11 protein-coding genes are annotated in these 17,190 nt (G+C 49.5%); 9 read left to right on the top strand and 2 right to left on the bottom strand.

What is annotated here, in order from left to right:
- Positions 1 to 18 precede the first annotated feature (18 nt).
- From J3369_RS18825 to J3369_RS18855, 7 genes are all read left to right on the top strand, one after another.
- Positions 19 to 2,022, top strand: coding sequence for a GDSL-type esterase/lipase family protein (locus J3369_RS18825; RefSeq protein WP_349589829.1), 2,004 nt, complete (start codon positions 19 to 21; stop codon positions 2,020 to 2,022).
- Position 2,023: 1 nt separating this feature from the next.
- On the top strand, positions 2,024 to 3,583 hold the full coding sequence (locus tag J3369_RS18830; protein WP_349589831.1) for a rhamnogalacturonan acetylesterase: 1,560 nt from the start codon (positions 2,024 to 2,026) through the stop codon (positions 3,581 to 3,583).
- A 2-nt stretch (positions 3,584 to 3,585) separates the two neighbouring features.
- Positions 3,586 to 4,428: a sugar phosphate isomerase/epimerase family protein gene (locus J3369_RS18835; RefSeq protein ID WP_349589833.1), complete on the top strand. Its 843-nt coding sequence runs from the start codon at positions 3,586 to 3,588 to the stop codon at positions 4,426 to 4,428.
- Between the two features lie 531 nt (positions 4,429 to 4,959).
- Positions 4,960 to 7,986 carry a TonB-dependent receptor gene (locus J3369_RS18840; RefSeq protein WP_349589836.1) on the top strand — a complete coding sequence of 1,009 codons (3,027 nt, stop codon included), beginning with the start codon at positions 4,960 to 4,962 and terminating at the stop codon, positions 7,984 to 7,986.
- Between the two features lie 76 nt (positions 7,987 to 8,062).
- Positions 8,063 to 8,377, top strand: coding sequence for an L-rhamnose mutarotase (gene rhaM / locus J3369_RS18845; protein WP_349589838.1), 315 nt, complete (start codon positions 8,063 to 8,065; stop codon positions 8,375 to 8,377).
- A gap of 161 nt (positions 8,378 to 8,538) precedes the next feature.
- Positions 8,539 to 9,594 (top strand): aromatic ring-hydroxylating oxygenase subunit alpha, encoded by a 1,056-nt coding sequence (locus tag J3369_RS18850; protein ID WP_349589840.1) that lies wholly within the window; start codon positions 8,539 to 8,541, stop codon positions 9,592 to 9,594.
- A gap of 259 nt (positions 9,595 to 9,853) precedes the next feature.
- Entirely contained in the window at positions 9,854 to 10,663 is an 810-nt protein-coding gene (locus J3369_RS18855) for a hypothetical protein (RefSeq protein WP_349589843.1), read from the top strand.
- A 47-nt stretch (positions 10,664 to 10,710) separates the two neighbouring features.
- Here J3369_RS18855 and J3369_RS18860 read toward each other — a convergent pair whose 3' ends face one another.
- Positions 10,711 to 12,147, bottom strand: coding sequence for a glycoside hydrolase family 28 protein (locus tag J3369_RS18860; RefSeq protein WP_349589846.1), 1,437 nt, complete (start codon positions 12,145 to 12,147; stop codon positions 10,711 to 10,713).
- A complete protein-coding gene (locus J3369_RS18865; protein WP_349589849.1) occupies positions 12,137 to 12,931 on the bottom strand; it encodes a DUF1961 family protein in 795 nt (264 codons plus the stop codon). Before J3369_RS18865 ends, J3369_RS18860 begins: the two co-directional genes overlap by 11 nt.
- Before the next feature lie 171 nt (positions 12,932 to 13,102).
- Here J3369_RS18865 and J3369_RS18870 point away from each other — a divergent pair, with 171 nt between their 5' ends.
- Both J3369_RS18870 and bglB read left to right on the top strand, forming a co-directional pair.
- Positions 13,103 to 15,808: an exo-rhamnogalacturonan lyase family protein gene (locus J3369_RS18870; RefSeq protein WP_349589851.1), complete on the top strand. Its 2,706-nt coding sequence runs from the start codon at positions 13,103 to 13,105 to the stop codon at positions 15,806 to 15,808.
- 268 nt (positions 15,809 to 16,076) lie between these two features.
- Complete coding sequence (gene bglB, locus J3369_RS18875) at positions 16,077 to 17,183, top strand: beta-galactosidase BglB (protein ID WP_349589854.1); 1,107 nt, start codon at positions 16,077 to 16,079, stop codon at positions 17,181 to 17,183.
- The last annotated feature ends 7 nt before the right edge of the window (positions 17,184 to 17,190 follow it).

Below are 17,190 nucleotides of genomic sequence, written 5' to 3' on the forward strand. Positions count from 1 at the left end.
TTTTCAGGATGAATCACAGTGAAACTAACCAATCCATTTGCAGGAATGCTTGCCGGCCGCACCGCTCTTTTTGCAAGCATCATTACCTTCACAGCTTTTTTCCTGGCAAGCTGTGCCAAATCCCCTCCTCCCCAATCCGAGCCTGACTATACCGCTTACCTGTTTGCGTCGTTCAGAGGCAACGGTGAGGACGGCTTGCACCTGGCATACAGCAGAGACGGTCTGAACTGGATAGCGTTGAATAACGATAATGCCGTTTTAACACCCGATGCCGGCACGAAACTGATGCGGGATCCCACGTTAATCAGAGGACCGGAATCTTTTCACATGGTGTGGACTACCGGCTGGGAAGACAAAGGTATTGGTATAGCTCACAGTGATGATTTGGTCACCTGGAGCGAACAGCAATTTGTTCCTGTGATGTCGTCCTATCCGGCCGCTAAAAATGCCTGGGCGCCGGAAATTTATTATGACGAAACTGAGCAGGAGTTTGTCATCTTCTGGGCATCGACCCTGGCCGGAAAATATCCTCAAACTGAGGCTCAGGCAGATAAAGGCTGGGATCATCGCATCTATGCAACACGCACAAAGGATTTCGCCGGATTTACCCCGACCACCCTCTTCTATCAGCCGGACTTTAATGTCATTGATGCCAACATTACGGCGCTGGATTCAGGATACGTGATGCTGGTAAAAGACGAGACCCGTTATCCTGCGGCCAAACGCTTACATACGGCTTTCAGTGATAATATCAACGGGCCATGGAGGTTCACTGAATCGTCTTTTTCTCCGGATAGTTTGTGGGTAGAAGGCCCGACGACGCTGAAGGTGAAAGACGGCTTCCTGGTGTATTACGATGCCTACATGACACACCGGTTTGGTGCTATGTTCACCAGAGACTTTATTCACTTTGAAGACAGAACGCCTCAGCTTAATTTGCCTGCCGGCACCCGTCATGGCAGTGCTATTCCCATTACCGAAGAAGAACTGCAGACACTGCTTAACGCCTGGGGTGACGACACAACGCACTGGTCAGCAGATTCACTTAAATCAGTGTGCAGTGGCGTACCGTTAACATGCAAACTGGGGGGCGGCACGGGCAATTACCGGGTCGCTGTTTCCGGCACACTGTCATCAGATATCTACGCAGAGAGCCGCAGAAAAATGTTCACTCCGGCGGTCGCCAGCGATATGCCTGCTAACCCCGGGTCTTCCACTGCTTACTTCGCGGTTAATGTGCGCGACCCGGAAGGCCAGCCCATTCAGGATGTCAGCGAGCCGTCAACGGATGGACTGAACCTTACCTTTATGCAGCCCCTTAATACCATCAGCAGTATTGAAGTTACACCAATGAGGAACAGCCGCTCCTTATTCATCATCGGTGATTCAACGGTGTGCGATCAAACGCCGCAATGGTCAAAGGCCAGCGAAGACCGCTATACCGGTTGGGGACAGTTGCTGCCAGCATGGTTGGCGCCGTCAATGACTGTCATTAACTATGCAGACAGCGGAGAAGGCACCGAAGCATTCTCTGTGCCCGATGGTGTGCTCTGGCAGAAAATGGCGGGACAAATCCAGCCTGATGACTGGGTACTGATCCAACTGGGCCACAACGATAAGAAAACCCCAAAGTCCGTTTACGTGTCACGATTGACCGGGTTACTTGAAACCATTCAGGGTAAGGGAGCACATCCTGTTGTGATTTCCCCCATGATCCGCAATCACAATATTTCTCTCACGCAACAGCACAACTACGGCGATCTGGTTGTGCGGGACGTGCTGCCTGAAATCACCACCTCCGTGAATGTACCCTACATTGATTTAATGTCGCTTTCCCATGACTGGGCCACCCGGCTGGGACAGGCTGAAGCACAAACCTATTTTGTGGATGACGATCAGACTCATTCAAACGAACACGGCGCAGGGATATTCGCTCAATTTATAGCGGATGAAATCAGCCGTAAGCAATCAGACCTGGCCAGTTACCTACGTGTATCGCAACATGACAAAGCAGAGAAATAATATGCCTTATCTACCACGCTTCTTACGCCCCGTTTTCGCGTTCTTCGTTACCAGTTTTTGTGCGGTGTTTTCTCTTACCGCACTTGCAGATGATGAAAAGCATCTGACACCAGCCACCATTTTTATCGCCGGCGATTCCACTGCAGCCACGTATAACAATGCTGATCACCAGGGCTGGGGAGCGGTTTTTCAGCAATACTTCGACGACAAACAAGTCACCGTTGATAACCGTGCCAAAGGAGGTCGCAGCACGCGGACCTTTATTGCTGAAGGGTGGTGGGACAAATTACTTAACGATGTGAAGCCGGGGGATATCGTGCTTATCCAGTTCGGTCATAATGATGCCAGCCCTGTGAATGACGCCTCCAGAGCCAGAGGGACATTGAAGTCTCTGACTGAAGAATACCGCGACATACACAATTTGCTGACTGACAAAGACGAGCGGGTATTTTCTTTCGGCCACTATATCCGTCAGATGGTGGCAGATGTCCGACAGAAAAAAGCCACCCCTGTTTTACTGTCGCTGACGGCCAGAAATATCTGGCATGGCGATCGTATCGAACGGGGCTCCGGTGAATATGGTGGCTGGATGCACAGTCTGGCCATGGAACTGCATACACCTTTTATTGATGTGACCAATGCCGCTGCTGATCAATTAGAAGCACTGGGCAAGGAAGAAACCGCTGCGCTTTATCCAAAGGATCATACTCACTTTCATACGCAGGGGGCAAAGCTTCACGCTGAAGTCGTTGTCGCTGCCCTAAAAGGCATGCGCCCGTTTCTTTCACCGGTATTGTATTCAGAAGCAGGTAATGCGGTTACTGCGAACAACTGGACGTTCGTTAATTTACCCGTGGTGCAAAATCAGGGACTGCGCAGTGTGTTTATGGTGGGCGATTCCACTGTCAGAAACGGTCGTGGGGATGGTGCCGGCGGTCAGTGGGGTTGGGGTGATTTTATTGCCGCCGCGTTACCTGATACCAATGTGAACTTTGTTAACCGCGCCGTTGGAGGCCTGAGCAGCCGGACTTTCGTCACCGGCGGACACTGGCAACGGGCACTGAATATGATGAAGCCCGGCGATATTGTGCTGTTACAATTTGGCCATAATGATGCCGGCGCGCTTAACGATGACTCCAGAGCCCGCGGTACCATTAAGGGCACAGGCATGGAGCAAAAACGTATTGAGAACATGCTTACCGGCGAACCTGAAGTTGTTCACACCTATGGCTGGTATTTACGTAAGATGATTGGAGAGGCCAAAGCGCAGGGCGTCATCCCGGTAATTTGCTCTCCGGTTCCCCGTAAAAAATGGGAAGACAACGACTTTCGTATTGCCCGCGCCCGTGACAGTTATCCCCAATGGGCAGAGGCGGTGGCCCGCACTGGCAACACGGCTTTTATCGATTTACACGAATTGGTTGCAAGCGCTTATGACGGTAAACCCCATGAGTTAATAGACAGCTATTTTGGTGATGCTCATACCCACACCAGCAAAGAAGGCGCAGAAATCACTGCAGCAATAGTTGCTGAGCGCTTAAAACCTATGCTGGGTCTGTAAACATGAGTGCATTGAATATCGGCGTACGCGCCCATGATTTTGGTCAGGGCAGTATTGAGGAAGTCTGCAACCGCATTGGCAAGTATGATGTGTCCTGCGTGCAACTGGCTTTGCCCAAGTCCTTTCCTTTTATGGGACCGGATGCAGGGCGTATTACACCGGGCTTTGCCAGCAAAGTGAAAAACGCCTTCGCTGCACACAATATCGATATTGCCGTGCTGGGTTGCTACATCAACCCGGTGCATCCTGATAAGCAAATCCGTGAAGTGTCGTTGCAATGGTTTGAAGAGCATTTGCAGTTTGCCAGCGACTTCGGTTGCAAAATTGTGGGAACGGAAACCGGCAGTATTAATGCAGATTGCCTATGGCATCCCGATAATCATTCAGAGAAAGCGTTTGATGAGCTGGTTACCTCAGTGAAAAGGCTTGCCCTGACCGCAGAGAAGTTCGGGGTAATCATCGGTATCGAGGGTGTAGCCCATCACCACATTATTAATACACCGGAACGTTTGTGTCAGTTGCTGGAGGCGGTGGACTCTTCTAATGTAAAAGTGATCTATGACCCGGTAAATTTCTTTCCGGTAAATATGCCTTTCTCTCAGGAGGCTGCCATGGATGAGATGTTTGCAAAGCTTGGACAGCAAATCGTCGCAGTGCACTGTAAAGACTTCATCACCAAAGACCACAAAAAATTCGGGGAATTACCTTCCGGCACAGGTGAGATGAATCACCGCTATCTTTTTACCTGGCTGGCCAGTTTTAAACCGGATATTCAGATCATTCTAGAAAATACATCTGCCGGCAACATCGACAAGGTACTTTCCTTTCTGGATAATCAATTGTAGTTCAACCCTTTTCAAGCGTGTTTGCTCAATCCTCTGTACCCAACCCTCCGGGCAAACACGCAATTTATCCTGTTATTTTTACACCGGCAATTCCCGCGAAATAATTGTAAACCAGCCGTCAAAACAGATTTAAAAACCTGTTAGTTTCATATATTGAATTTTTTGTACTTTTCCGAAAATAGTTCTGGCCACTATTGACCGGTAATTTTGACCCCGAAAAGCACGATGACTGACCTGACACACCGGTAAACGACATCAAAACTGCTTATTTTATTACCTTAAAAACCATTATTAATCATAACCTTAAACACACACCAACCGCTCTCATTTCAATTATGGAACTTTATAGTTAAAAGCTTATTTATCCCTTGACGGCTGATTGTGGATGAAAACGCTTGATTGGAAATGATTGGGCTGTGTTGACGGCTTTTTGGGCCGGGATTACCATCATTTTCGATGTAAACAAAATATTAAAAACATGTACGGAAGACTTACATCGAACTTGGCCGATAACAGCAAATCGAGGTTAAAATGAAAAACTTCAAGGACAACAGAAGAAACACAGGGCAAAACCCTACCCTTGCCCGCAAGCCACTTGCCACACTTATTTCAAACATACTGATTGCAGGATCCTGTGCGTCTCTTTCACTGGCAGCAGTGCCGGTATTTGCACAGCAGAATACCGCTACGCAGCAGGAAGACGCCATTAAGGTGTCCGCTATTGCTAATGCCAATAACGCTGAAACTGCAGAAGCAGAAAATGCAGATGACGAAACAGAAGTTATTGAAGTCAAAGGTATCCGTTTCAGTCAGCGTGGCGCTATCGACCGTAAGAAGATGGCAGGCACCATTATGGACTCCCTTGTAGCTGAAGATGTCGGCCAGTTCCCTGACAAAAACGTGGGTGAAGCCCTGCAACGTATTCCCGGCGTTCAACTTGACCGTGATTTTGGTGAAGGTGCGTCAATCAGTATCCGCGGTGTTGAACCCGGTTTGCTCCGTGTAGAAGTGAATAATGTATCAGCCCAGGGCTTCGGCGGCGACCGTGGTGTCGACTTCCGCGCCATGGCGTCAGAACTGATCCGCTCACTGGATGTAATTAAAGGTTCAGAAGCCCGGCTAACTGAAGGGGGTATCGGTGGTACCGTGCAGGTTAACACCCGTAAACCTAACGAGTTTACTGAGAACTTCCTGTCTGTGAACGCCGAAGGCCAGTACAACGACCTTACCGGCGAGCCCAATAACCGCTTTAACTTTGTTGGCGTATACAAATTTAATGAAGATTTCGGTGTACTGGCGAACGTGACCAGTGAGAAAAAGAACACCATGATCCATGCTATCCGGAATACCGAATGGATGCTGTTCGATGATTACGACAACACCGCAGAAAAGACGTTCGTGAATCAGGATTTTGCAGATATTACTGACAAAGCAGACTGCGCCACATCCAGTGATCAGAATCTGTGTGAGCAACAATGGTATGACTTCTCTCCCCGTATCCCCCGCTACGGTATCTGGGGTCGTGAGGAAGACCGGATCAGCGCCAACCTGATGGTACAGTACCGTTTCAATGATCGTTTCCAGACACATGTGGGTTACACCTATAACGATCGTGACAAGACCGCAACTGACCTGAACCTGCACCTGGAATCAGGTTCCGCCGCCCGTGTCGATCCGGCATCCGTAGTGGTTGATGACCAGCACAATGTGACCTATTTTGAGACCATTGCCGCCGGTGTAACCAACCGTACGCTGAATTTCGCCTGGGATCAGACAACGTCTATCTTCGAAACAGGTTTCGAATATGATGCCGATGTGTGGAGCGTAGAAGGCTTGTTCTCCAAATCAGACTCTACGCAGGACATTGATTCCCGGGATACCCACATTACTGCCGAAGGTCTTGCGGGCATTGCTGTTACGCTGAATGATGAAGGCATGCCGGAGTGGGATTTCAACGACGGCTATTTTTATAATGCCGATGACCCTACCGATACCTCCGACCGTTTTGATGTAAACGACCCGGGCAGCTACCGCTCACGCTCACGCTATAAATATGCACCGCATACCGATGAATCAGACGAAACCATGGCAAAACTGGATTTCACTTATGTGCCGGATTCAGATTTCATCACTATGGTGCGCTCCGGTGTGCAGTACACGAAACAGGAACAGATCAACGCCGATTATCAGTACAACATCATTCGTGATGTGGGTCAGGTATATAATGGTGTTGAGTGGACCGTTGATGACCAGATTGCGCTGATCAGCGGCAATACTTTCCAGTCAGATGAGTTGTTTGACGGCTACGATTTACCGGTAAGTACCGTAGGCTCTTATCAGGCCGTTGATACCCAGCCTTTCATCGATGCAATTCAGGCCATTTCGGACGACAACACAACCCGTGAAGATCTCGATGTGCGTTCAGGCAACTACGACGTATCGGTAGAAACACAGGCCATCTATCTGCAGGGTAACTTCGAGACTTACGTGGGTGAAATGCGTCTTTGGGGTAATGCCGGTGTGCGGTACGTTAAAACGAAAACGGCTGCAAACGGTAACGTTTGGGAACGGATTATTGTTGACCAGGTTGATGAGAATGGTGATGTTCTCACTGACCCAATCACCGGCGAAGACTTAGCAGGTGTGGAAGACCCGGATCATCCGGAGGATTTCGAGGGCCGTAAAACTGTTGACGGTGAATACAGCGACACGCTGCCAAGCATTAACGTGAACCTCGGCATCATTCCTAATGAGCTGGTGCTTTACATGGGTGCAGCAAAAGTCATGTCACGGCCAAAAACCACCGACTTGAACGTGAACGCTGACTGTACCATTTATAAAACACGACGCTCTGTTGAAGATGATATTCACGATTACTGTACTGCCGGTAACCCCGCTCTGAATCCGTATCGTGCGAATCAGTTTGATATTTCACTGAACTGGTATCCCGATGAGAACTCAGTCATCTCCGGTGCTTACTTCATCAAAGATATCACCAGCTGGATCATTGATGCAGAAACCCGTTTTGACGTAGACTTCTTCGGCGACGGTCGCCTGTTTGATGTGCGCCAGAAAATCAATAGCTCAGGTGTAACCACCAAAGGTATCGAACTTCAGGCTTCCACTGTATTCACCTGGTTGCCGGCGCCCTTCGACGGCTTCGGCGGTAGTGTGAACTACACCCGCATGTCTGCTGATGATGTTGGTTTGTTCAACCAGTTAAACGGTGAAGAACTGCCCTTCCCCTCACAATCTGAAAACAGCTATAACCTGACGGCGTTCTATGAAACGGATATGTGGAGTGTTCGCCTTGCATACAACTATCGCGACGAATACCTGGCATCGCCGGCAGACCGTTCCGGGAACCCCGTCTTCGTTGATGATTCCGGGTATCTGGACGCAAAAATTGTGTACAACGTCACAGAAAACCTGCGCTTATACGCTGACGGTCGTAACTTAACCGGTGAAGTGAAAACTTATACTGCAGGCCCGCACCGTTTATCAGATCTGCAGTGGTCCGGACGTGAGTACGCTGTAGGTGTGACTTACCAGTTCTGATACCGAAGTAATTAGCTATGTTACATAAGGCTTCCTGAGAGGAAGCCTTTCTTTGTTTACTCACCAGGAGCAACCTGTGGAAACCATCGCATTTGTAATGCAATTACGCCCCGGTTTTGAAGCGGAATATGAAAAACGCCATGATGAAATATGGCCGGAGTTGGTGACGCTACTGAAAGAGGCCGGAATAGAAGACTATTCCATTTTCCTTCATCCGCAAACGCTGCAACTCTTCGCCACACTTAAGCGCCCGGAAAATCACAAAATGGATACCCTGCCAGAGCAGGCTATAATGCAAAAATGGTGGGCGTATATGGGCGACATTATGGACCACAATCCCGATAACAGCCCCGTCAGCGCGCCACTGAAGCCAGTCTTTTATCTCAGATAGAGCAACACTTGAGATTTCGGTTAGCCGCACACCATTTTATTTAAAAATTATTCTTTACGCGGACTCATTTACAGAGTAAAAATGCGCCAAATTCGGGTAAGCCGGATCCTACTCTGCCAGCCTGTCTTGCAGCTTACTTTTTGTCATTGCCGGAGAACTCAATGGCATTTCAATATCCGCCGGTGAAGAGCTATTTCGACGCTGCATCATGCGATGCTGAGGTTAAGTTTGCCTTCGAAAAAGGGCTGCGTTATGCAGGCCACACTCTTATGGTACCCGAAAAGTTCAGTTATTTTACCCTGCCTCACCTGCATGATCGCTATGTGCTTTTTAATCAGGGTGATGGTTATGACATCGTGTCGAATGTTTGTCTGCACAGACAGGCAAAACTGCTTGAAGGCGCAGGGCGCACACGAAACATAATCTGTAAGTTGCATTGCTGGGGCTATGACAACCTGGGCACGCTGCGTGGCACACCGCAATTTGGCGAAAAGCAAACCGGTGCACTGAAAAAAGAGTCACTGGTAAACTGGCACGGCTTACTTTTCCGCGACCGCGCGCCTGACATGGACTTAGAAGCACTGGGTCTTAGCAGCTACATTAACTTCGATGATTATTTTTTCGCTGATCTGGAAACGGCCCGCTATAACTTTAACTGGAAGACATTCATCGAGATTTACCTGGAAAATTACCACGTATTCTCTATGCACCCGGGTTTAAAACAGTACGTGAAAGCCGACGACCTGGAATGGGAATTTGGCAATGATTTCTCAGTTCAGAAAGTGGGACTGGGACAGGATTTACTGAAAGCGACAACACCTCACTACCGCCATTTTCAGGATGCGCTGGCTGAGCGCTTCGCGGGCAACCTCCCCAGGTACGGTGCGATTTGGTGCTTTATCTATCCCAACATCATGATTGAGTGGTATCCCGAAGTACTGGTTGTCAGCACCGTGTATCCGGACGGCCCCCGACACTGTACCAACCACGTAGAGTTTTATTATCCGAAAGCATTCCATGCAAAATCGCCGGAATACTTCACGGCAGAGAAAAACGCCTACATGGAAACCGCTGAAGAAGATGAAGTGGCCTGCACACTGCTGGAAAAAGGCCGTGAAGCGCTTTACCTTTCAGACGAAGAAGAATTTGGCCCGGTAGACAGTTTTCTTGAAGCTGGTGTTGCCAGTTTTTATGAGTTTTTGACGCCGGATGATTGATGAGTGTATTGGTGAAGTATTGATACATCCACTGAATAGTCAGACAACGATACATTACCAGCTATTTCCCTGACGCCGGAAATTTGCTTTCCCGGTTCGGATTTATTTTCTTAAAGGGATAATCGGCCCCCCCCGGTTGGACACTGCCCTGTGGGAAAAAATTCAGTAACCCGTTCATATATAGGAGAACTCACCGATTCAATGTCGCTGGTTAATGTTACTTTTTTCCTAGGGAAGAAAAGCGACAAGGAAAGTTAAATTGAAGATAAGCCTCAATTCTCAATTCAAAAATGCCCATTCAACGACAGGTGCGTTTTTAAAGTCTTTAATTCTGGTCACTGCTATTGCAGGCACATTATGTCTGGCTGCATGCAGCGATAACAGTGATAACGTTGACGCAGAACAAACTGATGATGTGACTGGCATTTGGTTTGGTCAGGCAACGACAGTTGAAGGTAACCAGGAAAACGCAGTATTGGCAATTGCCCCCGGAGGGACTGCAGTTCTGTTTGCTGAAGAGTCCCTCAATATGTTTCTCTCTAACGGGGTTGTCAGCAGTAATGAGTTTACCTCTGAAGATACTATGTACTATCCCAGAGACGGTATGACGCGATATGGTTCAGTGCAGGCAAGTGCTGACGATGGAAAGCTCGATGGAGTAGCCCATCTGTCAGGTTCGGTTATTGAGTTCTCAGCTACGAAGCTTGTCGCACAGGATACAATTTCCCTCAGGGACATCGCAGGTAATTATTCGAGGACGTCGACAGATGAGTTTTCTACTTACACCCTCTCTGTTGCCATCGACGACGACGGTATGATCAGCGGCTCCAATAGTGTTGGCTGTCTTTATTCCGGAAATGTCGAACCTGTTGCCGGAATCAATGCTCTTTTTAACGTATCTATCAAGGTCGAATCTTGCTATGAAGACCTTGATTATCACGGCTTATTAGCCTTCGGAGTGTTCCCTTTCAACTATGACGGTGCCATAAACGAGAGAGAAGGAATTGTGATAGTTTCAGAAGACGAGTCAAGAGCATACCCGATGCGGCTATTCAGCCCTCAAAATTGATAGAGATCCACAGAGTGCAGGAATGAGCTTCGTAATGAGTAAAGCATTTAATTTTGTGAGTTTTGCCATGAATATCCATTTACATTGCTATTCTGAACCGCCTCTTCGCGGGTGTTTTCTGCAACCACATTGCTGAGTGTGACGTTGCTGACCGGCATTTCTGCCTGGCCTTCTATCTTACACAGATACCCGGCTTTGCCCACCCGGACGTTCTGCAAATGAATGCCGGAGATAGTCGTCAGTTTACGCTCGTAAGTGGGTACAAGATCTTTCCATTGATACAGTACATCTGTTGCTATGGTCAGTGCGCCGCCGTTGATGGCAGGTGCGGTGATATTCTGTACCACTATATTTCGTACATAACCACCTCTGCGCTCATTGGTTTTAATCAGCACCAGATTGCCCGTGCCTTCATACTTAAACGCTGCGCCGCCTTCAAAATGGCAATCATCAACAAACACATTTTCAATGCCACCGGATAATTCACTGCCTATGGCGATTAGCTGATGAGCCCGCTTTATCCGGCAATGCCGGATGACCACGTTTTTGCACGGCATGTTTAAGCGCCAGGCGTCCTGATTTCTGCCAGCCTTAATGGCTATTGCATCATCCCCCTGGTCAAACTCACAATGTTCAATCAGCAGATTCTGTGTCATTTCAGGATCAACGCCGTCATTATTGTGCCCGTACGCTTTTACCGAAACGCCGCGGATGACAACATGCTCACTCATGTAAGGATGCAGTACCCAGAACGGGCTGTTTTCGATATCAATATCTTCTATCAGCACGTGTTTACAACGATTGAAATGCACGAAGTGAGGACGCAGGTTGGCACCTTCATAATCCATTTTGCGGGCTTCCACCGGTTCGCCTTTCACTGCCATATGATAAAGATTCGCCAGCGCCTGCATATGTTCAGGCGGACGCTTATACCAAATTTTCCAGGTATCCAGGTTGGCAAAAAGCTTGCCCTCACCGCTGAGCGCAATGTGCTCGCATCCGTAAGCGTAAATAAGTGGCGAGTAGTTATAACACTCCATGCCTTCCCAGGATGTTTTTACAGCGGGTAAGTAATCCTTCGGATCCCCCGAAAAAGTAAGCTGAGCACCTTTCCGGATGTGCAAATTCACAAAGCTCTTTAAATGGATTTTACCGCAGACCCACTCTCCCTGAGGAATAATCACCCGTCCGCCACCAGCCTGATGGGCAGCATCAATTGCACTTGCGATCGCCCGGTTGTTGGCGTGCTTATCACCCGCGATGGCACCAAAGACGCGGATATCAAACTCCGGCGTATGAGCAAAGTCGGGAACAATGATATCCGGCATAGCAAAAGGCGAATTGGTCTTAAACGACTGCGTATTCATACCGGCCTGTGATGAGGTGATAACTGAAGATTGCTGACATGCAGCCAGCAAGGCTGCGGACGATGAGGCGAGCAGGAAATCCCGCCGGGAAAGACTTTGTCTATTGTTATTCCCCATGGCCAGCTTCTTTTAGCGCCCAAATTTTCAAATCGCGGTACTGAAACTTTGTCCACTGCATTTGCCGGAAGCCTAACTTTCCGTCCTGTAACGGCGGGCCGGTGTCGATGCCGTCTACCACGGGCATATCGTCGGTGTAATCGATAACGGTGCGCCCGTTGATTGAAAGCTGAATATGATTATTGTGCTTCACTAAGCGAATATGATTGATGCGGGTATCTGTTGCCGCTATGCCGGGCTCACCTTGTTGCAGTAACGAGAATGTGTTGTTTTTTCGCAGGTTAGCGTGTCCCCTTGCCGGATTGTGCGCAGCGTTCGCGTAATAAGAAATATGGTAACTGCGAATATCCCCGTTGGTATATTGGGTGAATGTGCCATCCCTCGGAGTAAGGCTTGCATCAAAAATATCTTCACCATGTATACCTTTTGCGGCAAAAAACACGATAACCAGTCCCGCATCTGTTTTCAGCGCCTGCGCATTCCACTCTGCAATGAAACTGTCAGGCAACGTCTCAGGCATCCAGAACACATGGTGACCTGCTTCGTCGGGCGACCACATTTGCATCCAACCATTCTGAAAGGCTGTCTGGCCCGGGCCTTCCATACGCCAGCCCGCCATATCCGCCTCCCGGGATAACGGGTTTTGATAAATAATGTCGCCTTTTGTCCATTTTTCTTCCACCACCTGTGCACTGGCAGTCATCCCCGGTGATGCATTACCACTACAGCCACAGACCAGTGAAAACAAAGCACCTGCAACAATACACGTTCTGACTGAAACCATACTCCCTCCTTGTGCCATAACACTATTTTTCAAATGTGAAACTCTTTGACGATTCACTGGCAATCACAACCGGTCAAATAGTGTTATTTTCGTTCTCGTATGATAGAAGTTAAACAAAGATTAACAAGTGGTTAATCTTTTTAGTTTCAGATTTGGTATTAAAGGAATCTCATGGACAGACGGCAATTCATCGTTAACAGCAGTATGGTGGCGTCCGTACCGTTTGCATTGTCAGCAACAGGTTGTGCTTCAACGGTGGCGGGGCAGGCAACAAGGCAACAGGCAATAAAGCCGGTAACGCGACTGCCCGGTGCACTGAGCTGGTTGGAGGGAGAACAACCCGCTTATCAACCGGGCACCACATTTGGCTATCCCTGGCCCCGCGGCGAATTACAAGCTGAAACGCCATTGTCACTGGTTCATGAATCAGGCATGCAGATTCCGCTGCAGTCCTGGCCCACCGCTTACTGGCCCGATGGCTCGGTTAAGTGGACTGCGCATGCTATTCCGGCAGACGCCCAATGCGGTGATGCGTGTAAAATAGTGAAAAGTAAACCCGCCACGCCAGCTAAGGCGGTATCCGTTGATGAATCGAATCAGCACATCAATGTAAACACCGGTGTCATACAGTTTTCTGTCCCCAAAAAAGGTTCGTCGTTAATCAGCACGCTCTCCCGCGATGGCAAAGTAACGGGGAAAGACGCCAAACTGGTGGGAATGCGCAAAGCGTCGCCTGATAACGACGCCACCAATGAGCATTTTGAATCTCAAATTCAACAGGTCGTTGTGGAACAAAACGGTCCGGTGCGGGCGGTAATTAAAGTAACCGGCATAAACCGCACTGCATCACAACGTGACTGGCTACCTTTCACGTTACGCATGTACGCTTATGCAGGCGGTGAAACCGTACAACTCACCCATTCATTTATCTTCGACGGAGATGCAGAAACCGACTTTATCAGTGGTTTAGGTCTCAGGTTTAACGTGGTGCAAAGAGACGAGCTATACAACCGCCACGTTCGCTTAGTGGGCGCAGACAACGGTTTATGGGGCGAGGCAGTAAGGGGCATCACCGGGCTACGCCGTGATCCGGGTGAAGCAGTCCGGAAAGCGCAAATTGAGGGTATTGCTCTGCCACCTGAGTCAGAGTGGGATGAACGGGTAACCAGCCGTTTGCATTACATTCCCGTGTGGAACGATGTCACCCTCACCCAGACAACGGCCAACGGTTTTGAAATCCGCAAACGTACCAAAGCCGGTCATGGCTGGATTGGTTCAGATCAGGGACATCGCGCCAGCGGCACTGGCTACCTCGGAGGCGTGTCCGGCGGGATCCTGTTTGGTATGCGGGATTTCTGGCAATTGCACCCGGTGCAAATTGATTTACGGGACACCGGTCAGGATGAATCTTCTGCCACTATCTGGTTCTACTCTCCTGAAGCCCCCGCGATGGATTTACGTTTTTACCATGACGGCATGGGTCAGGATACCTACGACAAACAACTCGATGCCCTGAATATTATCTACGAAGACTACGAGCCCGGATTCGGCGACGCGCATGGTATTGCGCGCACCACAGAATTTACCTTGGCCGTAACCGGCAGTACGCCATCCCGCCAGCAAACCATTGATATGGCAGCGGCAATCCGCGAACCGGCCAGACTCATTGCCGCACCGCAGGACTACCTGGCAGCCAAAGTATTCGGCGGCTCCTGGAGCTTACCGGACTCATCAACCCCTGCCATGAAGAAGATTGAAGATCGCCTGGCCTGGCAAGTGGAATACTATGCCGGGCAAGTGGAGCAACGTCACTGGTACGGATTCTGGAACTATGGCGACATTATGCATACCTACGACAGCGACCGGCATGTGTGGCGCTATGACATAGGCGGATATGCCTGGGATAACTCAGAGCTCTCGCCTGACCTGTGGCTCTGGCACTCCTTCCTGCGCACGGGGGATCCCACCACCTTCCATCTGGCAGAAAGAATGACCCGCCACAACCGCGATGTGGACATTTATCACGCTGGCCGCTTTAAAGGATTAGGCACCCGTCACAATGTGCAGCACTGGGGATGCAGTGCCAAGCAAATGCGGATAAGCACCGCGTCCTATCGCCGTTTTCACTATTTCATTACCGGCGATGACCGCACAGGTGATGTCCTCAGCGAAGTGACAGATGCGGATAAAGCGCTGGCCGTGCTCAACCCTACCCGCAAGGTAGAAAGAACCAATCCGATCCCCGGCCTGGCAAAAATGGGAGCCGGCACAGACTGGGGCTCTGCAGCCGCAAACTGGCTGACCGCCTGGGAACGTACCGGCGATGATAAGTACAGAGCACGTCTTGCGGATGCCATGACGGTCATCGGCAATCACCCTCAGGGCTTTTTCGCCGGCGCATTTGGGTATGATCCTGAGAAACAGGCGTTAGTACCTTACCCTGAAGCTGACCCAACCCTGTCTCATTTAAGTTCAGTGTTCGGCCTCATCGAAATGTCCACAGAACTTAATCAGCTCATCGATATTCCGGCTTACCGGGAAGCCTGGCTTAAATACGGCCGGCTTTACAGCGCGCCGGATGAAGAGCAGGAGGCAGCGCTGGGGAAAGTGATGCGCGGCAACAGCCTTACCGTGGCCCACTCGCGGTTAACCGCCTATGTGGCTGCGCAGGAAAATGATCCTGAACTGGCCAGACGCGCCTGGAAAGAATTCAGGCAGGAATGGGGTGGAGAGAAATCCATTGGCACAACCCGGGTAACGGGTCCTGAGGTACTCAACCCCGTTGATGAAGCCGCCTGGGTATCGACAAATGATGCCGCCCAGTGGGGCCTGGCCGCTATTCAGAATCTGGCGCTGGTGAAGTCAGCGCTTTCATAGAATGACGCGCTTTCACCAGTAAAGCGCAACAGTGTGTGGAAAAGGTTTGTGTCAGTCAAACCTACCCTTCGGGCGGCAGTTTTGCCGCCCTTTTTTCAACGTCCTTCCTTTTTTGATTTCACTTCGCTGAACCCTCTGTTTCAAATGTGAAATTAATGTCACATATTTTAACATTTCGATGTTAAGCCAATGTAAATCGAGGTAACGTGATTGAAATTGATTATTTCGGTAACGCCGTTACCCGTTTGGTTTTAAAGAAGGACTTATCATGCCTGCATTAGTTAACGACATCGCGTATTCCACCGTCCGGCAGAACATAGACAAACTCACCGATAATCTGGTGAACATCACCGATGAAACCGGAGAATTCTTACTAAAGCTGGAAGACGGCAGAGTGATAGACACCAAAGGCTGGAATGACTGGGAATGGACCCACGGCATTGGTTTATATGGCTTGCTTAAATATTGGGATATCACCGGCGACGATAAGGCCCGTGAAATTATAGAGGACTGGTTTGCTAACCGCTTTGCAGAAGGCACTCCCACGAAAAACGTTAACACCATGTCGCCCTTCCTGACACTGGCATACATGCAGGAACGTACGGGCAACCGCAGCTACCTGCCGTATCTGGATGTGTGGGCAGAGTGGATCATGGATGGTATTCCACGCACTGAAGAAAACGGTATCCAGCATATTGTTTTCAACTCGGTAAACTACCAGCAAATGTGGGATGACACGCTGATGATGAGTGTTATGCCGCTGGCAAAAATCGGCTTGCTACTCGACCGCCCTCATTATGTTGAAGAAGCTAAGCGCCAGTTTATGGTACACACCAAATACCTGGCTGATCGTAAAACCGGATTATGGTTCCACGGCTGGACATTCGACGGCCGTCACAACTTCGCTGACGCACTGTGGGCCCGTGGTAATTGCTGGGTCACCATTGCCATTCCTGAGTTTATAGAGCTGCTGGATCTCCCTGAAACCGACGCACTGCGATTGTTTTTGATTGAAACCCTGGAGGCTCAGGTCAAAGCGCTGGTTGAAACACAGCATGAAAGCGGTTTGTGGCACACACTGCTGGATGATCCCAGTTCTTACCTTGAAGCGTCTGCCGCTGCCGGTTTCGCATATGGCATCTTAAAAGCGGTACGCAAAGGCTACATCAGCGATGAATACCGCCCTTGTGCAGAAAAAGCCATCAAAGCCGTGCTTGAAAACATCGATGAAACCGGCGAGTTACAGCAGGTCTCGTTTGGTACGCCGGTGTTTGACACCTTACAGGGCTACAAGGATATTCCGCTGACGTCGATGCCTTACGGCCAGTCCATGGCGATTCTGGCACTCGTTGAGTACATGAACGCATACATCTGATTGATTT

This window comes from Alteromonas sp. NFXS44 (genome assembly GCF_040148705.1).
GTDB lineage: Bacteria > Pseudomonadota > Gammaproteobacteria > Enterobacterales > Alteromonadaceae > Alteromonas.